We start from the raw sequence: 14,235 nt of genomic DNA on the forward strand, positions 1-14,235 counted from the left end.
GTTCGCGGGCAGGACCTCGACGGTGGTGTCGGCCCGGTCGGCGGCGATGAACCGGATGCGGCCCGCGGGGATGTCCAGGACGGTGGCGATCGGGGTGGTGGTGGCGAACTTCTGCATGGTCTTTTCCTTCGCTTCGTTGTTTCCGATGAGGGAAAAGCTACGTTGCGTTCGTAGGTGTGGCAACACGCTCGTTGCGTAAAACTGCCATCAGTGCAGGTCAGGGATAAGAAGTTGTTGCAATGGTTTGGGTTTTAATGCAACAACGGCCATCCGCTCGTTGCAATGGAATGAGAGCGAACGCTCCGCTGGAGGCGGCCTCCGCGCCCTCGTGCGGCCGCAGGACCGACCTGCTGTTCTGTATGCGGAAGGCGTAGGCCGCTCGGACGCGCCAGCCCTGCCGCTGGTACCCCTGTTCACCCACCGCATGGTCTCAGGCCGCCCTTCCAAGGCCTGGCAGTAGCGGCGGCGCTCGCCCACGGCGCCGGCACTCCCGCCGCCGAGACGGATCCGCCGAGCCGCCGGAACGTGCGGCCGAGCGGGGGACAGCTGTGGCGGGTGGCGTAGCCACCCGCTACCAAGACCGGCGCAGCGGGCAGAGATGGCGAAGCCATTCCCCCGCAGGTGAGGAGCTGACCGTCCATGTTGGAGCGCACTCGGAGCAAGAAGCGGACCGAGATCACGTTCGTCCTGCCCGCTGGCCATCCGGCCGGTGAGGTCAGCGTGGTCGGCGACTTCAACGACTGGCGGCCCGGCGCCCACCCGATGGCCGAGCGTCCCGACGGAAGCCGCGCGGTCACGGTCACCTTCCCGGTGAACCAGCACCACGGCTTCCGCTACCTCGCCGACGGCGGGCACTGGCTCGATGAAGACGGAGCAGATGGCCACGACGGCCGCAACAGCCTCCTACACACCTGACCCGTCGCCCGACGACACCCCTGACGCAGAAGGAGAATCCCTGTGACCGACATGTGGAGTTACAACCCCGAGTCCCACTACACGCCCGGCACCAGCCTGGTCGGCTTCAAGGTCGAAGCCAGCGACGGCCACATCGGCAAGGTCGACGAGGCCACCGAAGACGTCGGCGCCTCCTACATCGTCGTCGACACCGGCCCGTGGATCTTCGGCAAGGAAGTCCTCATCCCCGCCGGCACCGTCGTCCGCGTCGACGTGACGGAGAAGACGGTCAACGTCAACCTCACCAAGGACCAGATCAAGGACTCCCCCGAGTACGACAAGGACAAGCACCGCGGCGACGCCGCCTACCGTGACCAACTCGGCCAGTACTACGGCCGCGGCCACGTCTGAGCCCAGCCCGCCGGGCTGCGGCTCCCCACCACGCACGGGAGCCGCAGCCCTGCAAGGGGACGGCGCGATCGTCGGGCCGAACTTCCTCCGCCAGCAGAGCCGGGTCAGGGCCGCGCAGCAGCTGCGCAGCCCTGATCGCGTGCGCCTGAGATCCTGTCGATGTCGCCGGAGAAGTTCGGCGACACCCTGTTCGGGTCGGGCTGCACGAGGCAGCCCGCACGCGCCGAGCGCTGTCCCGCCGTCCGCAGGAGGGTGGGGAAGATCAGGCCGGGGTGATGTTCTCGGCCTGCGGGCCCTTCTGGCCCTGGGTGACGTCGAACGTCACGACCTGGCCCTCCTGGAGCTCGCGGAAGCCCGAGGAGTTGATCGCGGAGGGCGAAGACGTCCGGGCCACCGCCGTCCTGGGCAATGAAGCCGAAGCCCTTCTCCGCGTTGAACCACTTCACAGTTCCCGTAGCCATGTCTCATGCCTTCCAGTCGATGATGCCTCCCACACGTGCGGAAGGCGGAGGTGATCGCCCTGGTTCCTGCGGCACAGCACAGCAAAACGCCCACGCCGAAAGCGTGGGCAAAGGGAACTTCCGAACCACGACAGCTTACGCAGACGCTACACGCCCGCACACCCTGTCACCATAGGAGACGACCTGCGCGTCCCACCCCAGACATGTGGGGGCGGGGGCCCGCCGGTACCCGGCAGGCTTCCCTGCCTCAGGCCGCAGCCGTTGGATTCGCTGATTCGGCGGCGCGGCGGTATTCGGCGTTGATGCGCTGGGCTTCTTCGAGCTGGTCTTCGAGGATGACGATGCGGCAGGCGGCCTCGATGGGGGTGCCCTGGTCGACGAGTTCCCGAGCGCGGGCGGCGATGCGCAGCTGGTAGCGGGAGTAGCGGCGGTGTCCGCCCGCAGAGCGCAGCGGGGTGATGAGGCGAGCTTCGCCGATGGCGCGCAGGAAGCCCTGGGTGGTGCCGAGCATCTCGGCGGCCCGGCCCATCGTGTAGGCGGGGTAGTCGTCGTCGTCGAGACGATCGTCGAACGAGTCGTGTGCTGTCATTTGCACCTCTTTCTGCGGAACGCGTGGAGGGGCCCTGGTGCCGTACGGCACCAGGGCCCCGAAGGAACTGCTACACCATCTGCCGGCCCTGGTACTGCGCCGGCCTTCTGTTTCCGCAGACCCGACCGATACGCCGTCGGGGGTGCGGGGATCGCGGTTGCTTGACCGGAGACCACCTCACTATCGATGTCCTGCGGTACCCGGACTCAAGACTTCCGCCCGGGCGATCCTGATGGCGCCCAATCCCTCCGTTCTTCCCTCGGTGATCAACTACTTACCAAACGGGAACTGCGTACTGCCGTTACTGCGAACTGCTTGCACTGCTGGTGGCCTCTCACAGCGCCACTTCGGCAGCCAGCCCCGTCGCCCATCCTGCGTCTGCTCTGGCTTAGAACCCCACTGCCGAACTTCCCGGTGCGCGCGCCCGCAGCCGACGCCTTCACCGAGGTACTGCTCACTGACTTCACTGCTGGGTACTGCCACTGCGTCAATTGCGGTACTTCTCTCGGCGGCCCCTGATCACTGCGGGCCACCCGGTCCGGTCGTCAGTCCCGTCGCCGACCTGCAACAACCTTGGCTTCGGAACTCCACCACCGCACCGTCCAACGAACTGAAACTACCTGTCCTGCGGGTACTGCTGCCCGGCAGTTCGTCTCTGCCAGGCCCTGCGGTCTCTCTGGGCTACGAGAGAAACCATAACTACACCACCACCCAATGTCTACTCTGGCCGTCATAGATTTCCGTGTGTTCGACGGTGAGGTAATCGGCCTCGAACGGCGCCGGCCTGGGACGCACTGGCGGATCCGGCCGCCTCCCCCGAGGGTTCCACGGCCGCCAGGACCGGGGATCAGGCGGCGGGCTGGGGCTGGCGCAGTTCTGCCTGGCCGAAGAGGAGGGCGTAGCCGCCGGGGAGCCCGTTCCGCGAGATGGACCGGATCGTCCAACAGCTGTCCGGTACGTCCGGGACCTGGTCAAAGCTGCCATGCCGGTCTACCGCAGGCTGGCGGTCGGCAACCCCGCCGCCTACGAACCCGACCTCGCCACCTCGCTGGCTGTCTTGGCAATGCTCACCGCGATGGAGGGTGACCTTTCCGGGGCTCTACGGGTGACGGCGGAGGCTGTGGAGCTCTGCCACCGTCGTATCGCTACGACGCCCACCCTGCTTCCGAGACTTCATGCCGTGCTGGAGCTGCAAGCATCGGTGCTCGACGAACTCGGCCGCCCGGAGGGCGCGGAGACAGTGCGCCGCTGGCTCGGGGAGAATCCGCTCCCACCCGGTTCTCGCAATCGACCAGATGCGCGAGTTCTGCGAGAGGCTCGAAACTGGTCCGGTTTGTCCGGGTGTCGGCTCGCAGAAGACCTCTCAAAACTCCCGCGTTCTGGATCGCTCCGCCCCGCCCTTCTTTTCCAGTCGCCGCGCGAAGGGCGTCCGCTCTAGGACACCGCCACGGTCGTCATGGACGCGCTGGCGGAGCTGGGACTGGGCATCCGGCCCGGCCGCCGGGAGGAGCAGACGAAGGCTTTGCGCACGCACCGCTGACCACGACACCGCGCCCTGGCCCGAGAGGCCCCAGGAGAGCATCCGCTCCGGGGCCTCTTCGCGTTCTCCGGGCACCGCGTCACGCACGTGCGCCGACCTCGTTGGGCACCGGTGAAGACCCCGATCTCCCGCACCCCCGGCGCCAGGGCACTCCGTCGGGTCGCCGTCGCCCCGCGCTGCCACCTATGCCCGGACGAGGACCAGGTCCTCGCCGATCCAGCCCTCACGGTCACCTTCCACCCGGCCTCCGGAATCGCCCGCCGGGTCGCTCTGTGCGCGCCCTGCCACTTGGGCCGGCCCAGCCGGGGGGGGGGAGGCCTACCGTCGTCCTGACCGTGATGGTCACGACCATCGGCACCGCAGGCCTGTGGTTCCTGCCCGCCACCCTGTCCCCGTAACTGCTCGACACCATCCGGAACCGCAGCCAGAGGACCCGTTCTGACGCCACCCTCCTTGCCCTGGTGGCGCACCACGGATTTCGTCTGCGCGGGCCCGTGAACGCCCGGCCGCGCGAAGGAAGAAGCCCCCGCAGCTCCCTAGTGCTGTGACCGGGAAGGTTCGCCGGGTTGAGGACGCTGGGCCCCTCTGTGATGGATGAGGAGGGCGGCAGTGACCGCAAGGACGTCACCCAGCTCATGCCCCTGCTTGGTGACATCCCACCCGTTCGGGGCCCGGACCTCAGTCCGTCTTCGCGGGCCGTGGCTACGTCCACGACATCTACCGCCACCAGGTTCGGGCCCGCGGCATCCTTCCGGCCATCGCCCGTTGCAGCACACACCACGGCAGCGGCCTGGGCGCCTATCGGTGTTGTCAGAGGGAGGCCTGATGATATTCCCGGCCAGTCACATATCAGGGACGAGGGAAGACATGCCATCGCCATTGGAACGCCTCCAGGCACTGCTCGGTGAGCCGGAGGAGGCGTGGGGCTGGCCGCGCCGAGAGGTCTGGGAGGTCTCTGAACGGCACCTCGGTGTCACACTGCCCGCGGACTACAAGGCCTTCATGGACATATACGGGCCGGGAACCCTCGATGGGTACCTTCACCTGGACCGGCCAACGGGTCTCATGACCCCTGCCGAACTCGAGGAGTTCTGGTCCCTGGACTTCTGGCGCGAGGCACGGAGAGGGTGGGAGGACCTTTACCCGTTCCCGTTCCACCCCGACCCTGGTGGGCTCATCCGCTTGGGCCACGACGAGCACAGCAGCGAGTACTACTTCCTGGCCAGCGACCCGGATCCGCGCAACTGGGAGATCGTCGTCGGCAGCGAGTGTGGGGAGTGGTACCGCACCAGCGGCACCTTCACCGACTTCCTGATGCGCTGCTTCGACGGCCTCGACCGGGCGCCGTTCATGGACCGCGCCTGGCCCGGAGGCGACGCCCGCTACGAACCCTTCGACATGTAGTGCTGTGCCCGGGAAGGCTTGCCACGTCGGGCGGTCAGGCTGCTGTTTGTAGTGGTCTGCCGCCCCATCGGATGCCCTTCTCGCTGCGGATGCGGGCGCGTTCGCGTCGTAGGGCTGTGAGGACGTCGGGGTGGCGGGCGTTCTTGTTACGCCACCGCAAGGAGGCGTGCAGGGCCCGGGTCTGGGCGGTGTGGTTGGGGTGGTGGGAGTTGGCGAGGGTGAACTGCCGCAGCGGCCCGAAGTGCGCTTCGATGGGATTGGCCCAGGAGGCGTAAGTCGGGGTGAAGCACAGCTCGACCTTGTTCTTCACCGCCCACCGCTTCATCCGCCAGTTGGTGTGTGCGGACAGGTTGTCGAGGATCACGTAGATCGGGGCGCCATCCGGGCGAGCGGCCCGGATCGTTCTCACGGCCGCCCAGGTGTGGTCGATGCCCTTGCGTCGCCGGTTGACGCCCCACATCTGGTCGTCACCGATCGAGTAGCAGCCGTGGAAGTAGGTGATTCCGTGGGTGCGGCGGTAGGCGGCCGGCAGCCGGTCGGGACGGTTTTCTTCAGCCCAGCAGGAGCCGGCTGTCGGGCGGATGCCCAGCGGGCCGAACTCGTCGAAGGCGAACGTGCGGTCCGGCCGTTCTTTGATCGCGTACTCGATCCGGTCCAGCTTGGCGTCGAAGTCCGGATCCGGGGACTCCTTCCAGGTCTTCGTCCTCTGGAAGGTGATCCCGCGGCGGGCCAGTAAGCACCGTAGGGCCTCGCGGCCGATCCGAATCGGGCGGACGATGTTGCGTCGTAGGTGATCGGCGAGCTTGCGGATCGACCAGCGGGTGAAGGGCTTACCGACCTGGGTCGGGCGGGTGGTGGCCGTCTGGATCACGAAGTCCTCGTCGTCACCACTGAGCAGGCGGGGACGGCCTCCCGCCCACTGAGGGTTAAGGCATGCGAGCCCGATCTCGTTGAACCTGTGGATCACGTCACGGACGGTGTCCTCGTCCGCCTGGACCAGTCGCGCGATGACCGGGACGGTGCTGCCACCTGCCGAGGCCAGCAGCATCATCGCCCGCCGAAACCGCACCGAGCTGGTGCTGCCCCTCCGCACGATGTGCTGGAGCTTCTGACCCTCCTGCTCGGTCAGCCCGCGGACCCTGACCGGTTGCGCCATCCCGCCTCCCCACGCTGGCTGGAAGCGTCGTCACTTCCAACCAGCACAACGAGCAACCCGGCAAAGGTTCCCGGTCACAGCACTAGCCGATGACCGGCCAGAAGCACCAGCACTCGTACGACATCGTCAGCACCGCCTCGCCAGAGCGCTGACCGACGGGGAGCCGGTCCGGCGCGGAAAAGTGACCCGGCCCTCTCAGGCCCATCCGCACTCAGCGGGGCGAGCGCCTCAACCTGGCCACACGGGACGGGTGATAGCCGCCGGGGATCTCGCACCGGACTCCGGGCTCAGCGCCGCAGGCCGGACACGCCACCTCATGAGCCTGCCTCTTCCCTGCCCGCTGCCCCCGCACGAGGGCCGCGTCGCGGTCAGGTCCAGCCCCCGACTCCTTGCCGACGGGACGGCCGGTCTCGGATGGAGGTTCGGCGAGACCGGCACGCGTCTTCCACGACTCGACGAGCTCTCGCTCCCGGGCACTGAGGACGCTGCCAGCCTCCTCAGCCGCCCGCAGCAGCCTGCGCACCGAATCCCGCATCACCTCACGCCCCATCGACCGGCGCCCGACCGGACGCCGCCGCAGAGACGACAGCAGCGCCCGGGCCCGCTCTGCTGCCCGCCGGGCCCGCTCAGCCTCCAGCTGGGCGGCCAGGATCTCCTCCTGCCGCTCCTGCGCATCCGCGGCCAGCAGTGCGTCGGCCTGCTCCGCGACTACCGTCTCGGCCTTGGAGCGGTCATGGCTCGCGGTCCCGTTGGCCATCACCAGCAGGTGGCCGATCGCCACGAGGTTCCCCGCCGCGACAGCCTCTTCCAAGAGCAGGAACAACTTGCGCCGTGCCTCGGTCTGGATCTCCAGCCAGCGCTTCGCCTCCGCGACCCCGTCCGACAGCTGCTCCTGCATTTCTCCCTCCACCACCTCCACTGCGGCGATATCGCGGCAGACCTGAGTGACGAGGACCACGGACTCCACCCGGCGGGCATCTGCCAGCTTCCGCAGCAGCAGCTGCGCCCGCGCCTGCGGGTCCGGGGCTTTGCGGCCTTGCTCACACCCCAAGTCGAGACAGGGCGGGTGCTGCGGGAACGGACGATCCGTTCCACCGCCGGCGTCGACAGCCCGCGCTCGGTCATCTCGCACTCATCCAGCGCGAACCACTCGACGTCCCGCGCGAACTCCTCAGTGCCGATCCGTACCCGGCGGTGGGTGCCCTCGCTGTCCAGACGGATGCGGTGGACGTACCAGCGCCGGACCAGCGTCTTGTCGTCCACCGGCACCGACACCCCCAGCACCGGCTCGACGCCGTCCTCGTCCCACACGGGCTCGACTTCCCGGTCCAGGTGCACACGCAGCCCACGGCTCTGGAACCGGATGTCGATGACGGAGCCGATCGTGGCTCCGTTCGGCCGGGCGAATTCGAAGTCGGCCTGCTCCCCGCGATCGCGCAGCCAGGCCGCGGTCGCAGCCTTCACATACAAGTGGTCGACTCGTGTCCCACTGGCTCCGCGCCCGGGTGGTGGGCGAAGTGGCAGACCCGATCGGTGTACAACTTCGTCGTCAGCTGGACACCGCAGCCGCCGAGGAGCAGCCCGCACCAGAACGTGTCGTCCTCGTGCCCCCGGCGGAAGGCATCGAGCTCGATCGCCTCCAGCGACAGCATCAGCGGCTCCTCCGAATCCGCGCCCCCCAGGACCGCCGTCTGAATCTGCCGTCTGTCCCCCCGCACGAACCCCCACCTTTCCTCCCAACTCATCGTGCCACCAGCAACGTTGGTGCCGCAGGTCATCGCATGATCAAGCCGTCGTCCGGAGCGGCGCAGTCTCAGGCAGCAGAACTGCCGCTCCGAAGCGCTGGGCAAGCTCAGCGACGGCTCGGCGGAGGGCCGCAGCCTGGAGGCACCGCTGCGCGCGGGCGGCCTCGACCGGCGACGGCGCGCCCTGCGGGGACGACGTCCGGGTCCGGGAACGCTCTGCGGCTGAACTCCCGCATCTCCCGGGTCTGCCGCTCCACCGCATCCGCGATGGCAGTGTCCGCCCGCCGGGCGGGCGGAGCCAAACGGTGCGCGGCGATCGCGCGGCGATAGCCGTCCAGCGCCGGCCTCCGTACCAGCTCAGCGGGATCGGACGGGGCTGCCGGGGCGGCGGCATCGGCCTCTGCGGGCACGGCACCGGGAGGCAGAATCCGCAGGGCGCGCACAACCGTACGGCCCGCCGCAGGATAGGTGGCCGCCACGACGCGGGCCTGCTCCAGGCGTGCCATCGTCGCCCAAGCCGACGAGCCGGGCACACGGTCAGCCGGACTGCGGGTCGAAGCCGACGGCTGCCACGTGCCCGGCGAGGGCGGGAGCGATAGCCGCCCACCGCTCCCGCAGGGAGCCGCCGACGGCCGAGGGCTCCCGGCCCCGCTCGAGCGCGCGGTGCGGCCGATGAGCTTTCCCGGCCCCCGGTCGGACGGGCGGATCAGCGCAGTCCGGCGAAGAGATCGTTCTCGGGTACGGCCGCGCCGGTGACGTCCTTGACACGTACGAAGGTCTCCATGCCCATCAACTCGCCGAACCTCTCCTTGCCCATCTTGAGGAAGAAGATGTTCTCGCCCTGACTGGCGTGCGCGGCCAACGCGTCGAACTTCTGACCGCTGAACGCGGTGGTGTCCACCCACGTGGTGATCTCATCGTCGGGGAGGCCGATCTCGGCCATCGCGGCGGCCTCGACGGGATCCGGCTCCGGCATGTCCTCATGAAACTCGCGCATGATCTCCCCGAACCGCTGCAGCCCCGAGCGGGGCATCGTCGTCCAGTACACCTTCGGAGTCAGCGCGGTCATCTCCAGCGCCGCCATCGTGATGCGGTGGGCCTGGATATGGTCGGGGTGGCCGTAGAAGCCGTTCTCGTCGTAGGTGACGACCACATCGGGTCGGTAGTGCCGCATGAGTTCCGCAAGTCGGGCGGCGCCTTCCTCCACGGGGGTCTGCCAGAAGGATCCGGGGGCGTCGTTGCTCGGCCAGCCCATCATCCCGGAGTCGGCGTAGTCCAGCATTTCCAGATCGCTGATCTTCAGGACGTCACAGCTCGCTTCGAGTTCTTGACGGCGCATCAAGGCGACGGTCGCCGGATCATGCCCGAGATCGCCCGGCTTGACACCCCCCGGTCCGTCACCGCAACGGCCGTCGGTACACGTCACGAGAACCGTGCGGATGCCTTCCGCCGCATACCGCGCGAGGACCCCTCCGGTTCCGGTGGCCTCGTCGTCGGGGTGGGCGTGCACTGCCATGAGCGTCAAGGGCCGGTCAGTCACGAAACAATCCTCCTGCAGAAAACTTCTTGGTCCGAGTGCGCGGCGGGCGTACCGCGATCCTGGGGGCCCGGATCCTGGTCGGGCGGGCGACCTTGTGGTCTCCGTGCTCCCCTCCCGTGGCTCCGGTCCCCCGGTCGATACAACCGCGCCGACCGGACCGGCTGTTCCCGGAGCGGCCACTTGGCCTTCCAGGCATCGGCGTTTCAACGCGAACGAGGTACGGGGCGCGGTTCTACCACCCCCACGGCGTGTAGCCGAGGTCCAGGTGCCCAAGGTCGACGGGCATTTCCGCGGTGAGATCGCACGTGAACAGTGGGAACGCGAGGGGTCTGGTTGGCGCCGCACCATGGAAGCCGGTGACCGCCGCGACCGTGGGTTCATTCGCCTGGTGGATGAACGCTATCGGGCTGCTGTGACGGCGGGGCCAGCGGCCGCACTTCTGGAGTTTCAAGATCGGCCGGACAGGGCCACCTAGGTGGTGGGGAGGAGACCGGCGACGAGGACGGTGAATTCCTCGGGGTCGAGGATGCGGATGCCGAGTTCTTCGGCCTTGGTGCGCTTGGAGCCGGCCTTCTCGCCCGCCACCACGAGGGTGGTGCGCTTGGACACCGACGACGATGCCTTTCCGCCGGCCCGCTCGATCAGCTCGTTCATCTCGTTCCGGGACAACACCGCAAGGGGGCCGGTCATGGAGCCGGTTACCACGACGGCCTGTCCGGCCAGCTGGCCGCCCGCCGGTTGCTCGCCGTCGTTCGCGTCGGTCGCGTCGGTCGCGGGCTTCTGTGGCTCGGTGACCTGCGTGCCGACCTGCTGGGCCTGGAGTTTGTCGAGGAGCGGGGCGAGTTCGAGGAGTTCGGCCGCAATGACGCGGGCCTTCTCTGTGCCGATGCCGTCGACCCCGGCCAGCGTGTCCGCGTCGGCGGCCCGGATCGCGGCCATCGAGCCGAAGTGCGCGGCGATCCGGCGGGACATCGTGCGCCCGGTGCCGCGGACACCGAGGGCGCAGAACACGCGGCTCAACGCAGCTCCGCGGGCGGTCTCGATCGCGGCCAGGAGGTTGGCGGCGCTGGTCTCACCCATCCGCTCCAGACCGAGGAGCTGCTCGCGCGTCAGCGTGAACAGGTCGGCGACGTCCTTGACCAGACCGGCCTCCACCAGCTGGATCGCGCGCGTGGCGCCGAGACCTTCGATGTCGAGCTGGTCCCGGCCAGCCGCGTAGATCACCGAGGCCACGGCCTGACAGCTCCGGCCGCGCACGCACCGCCACCGCTGCTCGGAGGTGTCGATCGCGTCGCCACAGCGGGGGCACGCCTCGGGGAAGACGATCGGGCTCTCGGCGCCGGTGCGCTGGTCGACCAGCGGTGCCTCGACCCGGGGGATCACGTCGCCGGCCCGGTACACGAACACCTGGTCGCCGATCATGAGCCCGCGCCGGGTGATGTCGGACGGATTGTGAAGCGTGGCGTAGGTGACCGTCACCCCGTCGATGACCACGGGCTCCAGGACAGCGCGCGGGGCGATGATCCCGGTCCGGCCGACGTTCCACTCCACCGCCAGCAGGCGCGTCACCTTGTGTTCGGCCGCCAGTTTCCGGGCCACCGCCCATCTCGGGGCGCGCGAGCCGTTGCCTGCCTGCCGCTGGTCCTCGGCCGTGTCGGCCTTGACGACGACACCGTCGATCCCGAACGGCAGGTCTCCGCGCAGGCCGGCGATCACGTCGATACGTTCCTGCACCTGTTCTACGGTCTCGCATCGCATCGGGGCGGCGGCCGTGCTGGCGGCCGTGTTCGCGCCGAGCGCGGCCAGGGTCTCCAGCAGGGCGACGTGGCCGAGGTCGTCCAGGCCGATCGCGCTGTAGGCGAAGAAGGTCAACTCGATCCGGTAGGGGCGGTCCTTGGCTCGCAGGGTGCCGGCTGCTCCGCTGCGCGGGTGCGCGAAGGGGGTGGCCGCGTGGGCGAGCCGGATCCGGTTGGCTTCTTCGAACTGCGCGGTCGTCAGCAGCACCTCGCCGCGCAACTCGACGTCGATCGGCTTGGTGAGTACCGGCGGCAGACCGAGGACGGCGTCGGCGGCGTGGGTGATGTCCTCGCCGGCCAGGCCGTCGCCGCGGGTGAGGACCTGAACGAGTCGCCCACCCCGGTAGCGGGCGGCCACCGCGAGGCCGTCGAGCTTCGGCTCCACACACCACCCGGCCACAGGGTGCCCGAGACGCCGTTCCAGCCCTGCGGCCCACTCGGCGAGCTCGTCAGCGTCGAAGACGTTGTCGAGGGAGAGCATCGGCACCGAGTGCGGCACGTCACCCTGCACAGCCCCGCCCGCCACCTTCCCGGTCGGCGACTCGGCAAGCACCGCGTCCGGGTGGGCCTCCTCGTAGGCCGCGATGGCGCGCAGCAGCCCGTCGTACTCGTCGTCACCGAGCGGGGTGGTCCCGTCGCCGTAGTACGCGGCCGACGCCGCCACGGCGGTGGTGACGGCCTCCGCGTAGGCGGCAGGAGAGAGCAGGGCACTGTTTTCGGTCATGAAGGTCATCATCCTGCCCCGCACTGACAACGCCACCGCCCGACCCCGCCTTGCCACGGCAGGCAACCGAGCCGACCTGCGGCACAGGGCGGGAACGGCAACGGCCTGCTGATCAGCACCGCCCTCGCGGTCGATCGCCCGGACCCAAACGGCTCTCGGCGGATCACCCAGACGCACATCATGACCTGCGGAGATGCCGCTCGTTCCGACATGTGGCCCGATTCCTACCGGCTGGCCTCAACGGGGGTATTGTCCTCCGGTCACGGACGGCAATCGGATCGTCTGTCCAACCCAAGGGAACCGACATGACGGATCTGAACTCGCTGCGGGCAAGCCTCGCGTCAGGTGAGCACCAGTTCGCCGACACCCTGGCCTTCGTCGCCGCGCATTTCGACTATCAGCCGCAGGCGTTCCGCAACGGAGAACTGGAAAATGCCGCAGGTGAGAACGAGGGGTCCTGCAAGACGCTGGGACTGGCCCTGCTGGAAGGGCTGAGCGACCAAGAGGCGCTGCTGGCATTCGGTGAGCACTATCGCAGTGTGCTGGCGACGCCGAACGACACTGATCACGGCAACATTCGCAACCTCATGGCCCATGGCCTGGAAGGGGTGAGCTTCGCCGGGCAACCGTTGGCCCGCAAGAGCTGAACAGCGAAATCCGGGCGAGCACCAAAGGCGAGGAGCGGAACACCGCCCCATACAACCACTCCCCCAGCCCTTCAAGAGTGGGACGAGGCGTCACCGGCGTCAGCAGCCGCCGTTGAGGTTGAGCCGGAACAGGTCGTTCACGGTCGTCGGCAGCACTGCCTACAGCGGCGGCGCCGGCTCGGGCTTGCCGAGGCCAGCGCCGCGCACGGCCAGCATGTGCTCGCAGCGTCCAGCCCCCGGTGTGAAGGCGGCGCCGGTGGACACCTCGCTGCCGCTCATGCCTGCCCCCACGGCATGTAACCGAGGTCCAGGTGGCCGAGGCCGGAAAGGCGCTGCACGGTCGCGACGAACGCCCCGGTGAACAGGCGCTGCGCCGACGTCTTGCCGTACCGGGCGATGTGGTCGAGGGCATCGTTCGAGGTCAGAGCATGAGGAACAAGCTGACACCCTCCACCGCCCGAAAGCGAGGCGTACCCGAAACCGTCGGTGCCGAGCTGCGGCTCAAAAGAGAGCCACGGTGTGGCATGTCCGCCCATAGGCCCGGGCGTGCGGCAATGGTGAGGTGACCAGGTTCGCTTTCCTCGAACGGGTTCGCCGGCAGTTGCGGCGGCGTACCGCAAAGCGCCGCCTGGCGGACCGTCGCCGGCGGGCCCGCAGGACCGCCGGCCCCGCACCGCCCGCCTCCCGACTCCCGCTGCTCCTGCTGCTCCTGCTGCTCCTGCCGGGTTTAGCGGCCGTCGCCGCGCTGCTCTTCACCTGGCTGCAGGTCGGCCAGACCGACAAGCAGCTACAGGTCATCGAGGACCAGCAAATCACGACCCGCTTCAACGATGCCGTCGGCAACCTGGATTCCAAGTCAGTGGACGTGCGTCTGGGCGGGATCTACGCGCTGGAGCGCATCATGAAGAACTCCGTCGCCGATCAGCCCACCGTCGTCTCCGTGCTCTCCGCATACGTGCGCCAGCACGCCCCGCTGCCGCGGAAGACCGCGCCGTCGGCTGATGTCTCGGCCGCCATGGACGTTCTGGCGCGGCGGGAGCCACAGCACGACCAAGGGGGGTGCTGGATCTCAGCCGCACGGATCTGCGGAATTGGCGGCACCAGCTAAAGGTGTTCGGTGACGTCAGGTTGCCCGGCGCAGTGCTCACCGGGGCGGATCTCAACCACGCGATCCTTCCGTACGCCGACCTCAGCAACGCTTACCTGGACGAAGCCAACCTTGCCGGAGCGGTCCTAGGGCCTGTGTGATGTCGTGATCATTCGGCGGTCTTGATCAGGTCGTCGATCCAGATCATTGCGGCGCGGAGGTGGAGGCCGGCGAGGTAGCT

13 protein-coding genes and 3 pseudogenes are annotated in these 14,235 nt (G+C 68.6%); 7 read left to right on the top strand and 9 right to left on the bottom strand.

Annotation, left to right across the window (positions count from 1 at the left end; translation table 11 throughout):
- A pseudogene (locus ACZ45T_RS38440) lies at positions 1-117 on the bottom strand (DUF4097 family beta strand repeat-containing protein); the annotation flags it as partial.
- A 522-nt stretch (positions 118-639) separates the two neighbouring features.
- Here ACZ45T_RS38440 and ACZ45T_RS38445 point away from each other — a divergent pair.
- Both ACZ45T_RS38445 and ACZ45T_RS38450 read left to right on the top strand, forming a co-directional pair.
- Complete coding sequence (locus ACZ45T_RS38445; protein ID WP_468449020.1) at positions 640-915, top strand: isoamylase early set domain-containing protein; 276 nt, start codon at positions 640-642, stop codon at positions 913-915.
- A 51-nt stretch (positions 916-966) separates the two neighbouring features.
- The gene (locus ACZ45T_RS38450; protein WP_468449041.1) at positions 967-1,305 is read left to right on the top strand and encodes a PRC-barrel domain-containing protein; all 339 of its coding nucleotides are present in this window, start codon (positions 967-969) and stop codon (positions 1,303-1,305) included.
- A gap of 262 nt (positions 1,306-1,567) precedes the next feature.
- Here ACZ45T_RS38450 and ACZ45T_RS38455 read toward each other — a convergent pair.
- Together ACZ45T_RS38455 and ACZ45T_RS38460 are read right to left on the bottom strand one after the other, a co-directional pair.
- Positions 1,568-1,766: pseudogene (locus ACZ45T_RS38455) on the bottom strand (cold-shock protein).
- Positions 1,767-2,013: 247 nt separating this feature from the next.
- Positions 2,014-2,355, bottom strand: a complete 342-nt coding sequence (locus ACZ45T_RS38460; RefSeq protein WP_468449022.1) for a MerR family transcriptional regulator — start codon at positions 2,353-2,355, stop codon at positions 2,014-2,016.
- Between the two features lie 2,145 nt (positions 2,356-4,500).
- Between ACZ45T_RS38460 and ACZ45T_RS38465 the strand changes: the two are divergent.
- Together ACZ45T_RS38465 and ACZ45T_RS38470 are read left to right on the top strand one after the other, a co-directional pair.
- A pseudogene (locus ACZ45T_RS38465) lies at positions 4,501-4,700 on the top strand (IS5/IS1182 family transposase); the annotation flags it as partial.
- 62 nt (positions 4,701-4,762) lie between these two features.
- Positions 4,763-5,299 (top strand): SMI1/KNR4 family protein, encoded by a 537-nt coding sequence (locus ACZ45T_RS38470; RefSeq protein WP_468449024.1) that lies wholly within the window; start codon positions 4,763-4,765, stop codon positions 5,297-5,299.
- A 34-nt stretch (positions 5,300-5,333) separates the two neighbouring features.
- Here ACZ45T_RS38470 and ACZ45T_RS38475 read toward each other — a convergent pair whose 3' ends face one another.
- The 5 genes from ACZ45T_RS38475 to ligA form a co-directional block, all read right to left on the bottom strand.
- A complete protein-coding gene (locus ACZ45T_RS38475; RefSeq protein ID WP_468449026.1) occupies positions 5,334-6,455 on the bottom strand; it encodes an IS630 family transposase in 1,122 nt (373 codons plus the stop codon).
- Between the two features lie 211 nt (positions 6,456-6,666).
- Positions 6,667-7,506 (bottom strand): zinc finger domain-containing protein, encoded by an 840-nt coding sequence (locus ACZ45T_RS38480; protein ID WP_468449028.1) that lies wholly within the window; start codon positions 7,504-7,506, stop codon positions 6,667-6,669.
- A gap of 409 nt (positions 7,507-7,915) precedes the next feature.
- Positions 7,916-8,107 (bottom strand): hypothetical protein, encoded by a 192-nt coding sequence (locus ACZ45T_RS38485; RefSeq protein WP_468449030.1) that lies wholly within the window; start codon positions 8,105-8,107, stop codon positions 7,916-7,918.
- A 799-nt stretch (positions 8,108-8,906) separates the two neighbouring features.
- The gene (locus ACZ45T_RS38490; RefSeq protein WP_468449032.1) at positions 8,907-9,740 is read right to left on the bottom strand and encodes a PIG-L family deacetylase; all 834 of its coding nucleotides are present in this window, start codon (positions 9,738-9,740) and stop codon (positions 8,907-8,909) included.
- A gap of 471 nt (positions 9,741-10,211) precedes the next feature.
- Complete coding sequence (gene ligA, locus ACZ45T_RS38495) at positions 10,212-12,260, bottom strand: NAD-dependent DNA ligase LigA (protein ID WP_468449034.1); 2,049 nt, start codon at positions 12,258-12,260, stop codon at positions 10,212-10,214.
- A 305-nt stretch (positions 12,261-12,565) separates the two neighbouring features.
- On the opposite strand from ligA, the gene ACZ45T_RS38500 reads away from it, so the two are divergent.
- Positions 12,566-12,907: a HopJ type III effector protein gene (locus tag ACZ45T_RS38500; protein WP_468449035.1), complete on the top strand. Its 342-nt coding sequence runs from the start codon at positions 12,566-12,568 to the stop codon at positions 12,905-12,907.
- Between the two features lie 275 nt (positions 12,908-13,182).
- On the opposite strand, the gene ACZ45T_RS38505 is transcribed toward ACZ45T_RS38500, so the two are convergent.
- Complete coding sequence (locus ACZ45T_RS38505) at positions 13,183-13,443, bottom strand: hypothetical protein (protein WP_468449037.1); 261 nt, start codon at positions 13,441-13,443, stop codon at positions 13,183-13,185.
- Between the two features lie 26 nt (positions 13,444-13,469).
- On the opposite strand from ACZ45T_RS38505, the gene ACZ45T_RS38510 reads away from it, so the two are divergent.
- Both ACZ45T_RS38510 and ACZ45T_RS38515 read left to right on the top strand, forming a co-directional pair.
- Positions 13,470-14,015 (top strand): hypothetical protein, encoded by a 546-nt coding sequence (locus ACZ45T_RS38510; RefSeq protein ID WP_468449039.1) that lies wholly within the window; start codon positions 13,470-13,472, stop codon positions 14,013-14,015.
- 32 nt (positions 14,016-14,047) lie between these two features.
- Positions 14,048-14,155, top strand: a complete 108-nt coding sequence (locus ACZ45T_RS38515) for a pentapeptide repeat-containing protein (protein WP_468449043.1) — start codon at positions 14,048-14,050, stop codon at positions 14,153-14,155.
- The last annotated feature ends 80 nt before the right edge of the window (positions 14,156-14,235 follow it).

Source organism: Streptomyces sp. NPDC030995 (genome assembly GCF_055571215.1).

Bases quoted from the DNA above. Each gene is read 5' to 3' on its own strand.
- ACZ45T_RS38445 (WP_468449020.1), top strand. From the start codon at position 640: ATGTTGGAGCGCACTCGGAGCAAGAAGCGGACCGAGATCACGTTCGTC.
- ACZ45T_RS38450 (WP_468449041.1), top strand. From the start codon at position 967: ATGTGGAGTTACAACCCCGAGTCCCACTACACGCCCGGCACCAGCCTG.
- ACZ45T_RS38460 (WP_468449022.1), bottom strand. From the start codon at position 2,355: ATGACAGCACACGACTCGTTCGACGATCGTCTCGACGACGACGACTAC.
- ACZ45T_RS38470 (WP_468449024.1), top strand. From the start codon at position 4,763: ATGCCATCGCCATTGGAACGCCTCCAGGCACTGCTCGGTGAGCCGGAG.
- ACZ45T_RS38475 (WP_468449026.1), bottom strand. From the start codon at position 6,455: ATGGCGCAACCGGTCAGGGTCCGCGGGCTGACCGAGCAGGAGGGTCAG.
- ACZ45T_RS38485 (WP_468449030.1), bottom strand. From the start codon at position 8,107: ATGCTGTCGCTGGAGGCGATCGAGCTCGATGCCTTCCGCCGGGGGCAC.
- ligA (WP_468449034.1), bottom strand. From the start codon at position 12,260: ATGACCGAAAACAGTGCCCTGCTCTCTCCTGCCGCCTACGCGGAGGCC.
- ACZ45T_RS38500 (WP_468449035.1), top strand. From the start codon at position 12,566: ATGACGGATCTGAACTCGCTGCGGGCAAGCCTCGCGTCAGGTGAGCAC.
- ACZ45T_RS38505 (WP_468449037.1), bottom strand. From the start codon at position 13,443: ATGGGCGGACATGCCACACCGTGGCTCTCTTTTGAGCCGCAGCTCGGC.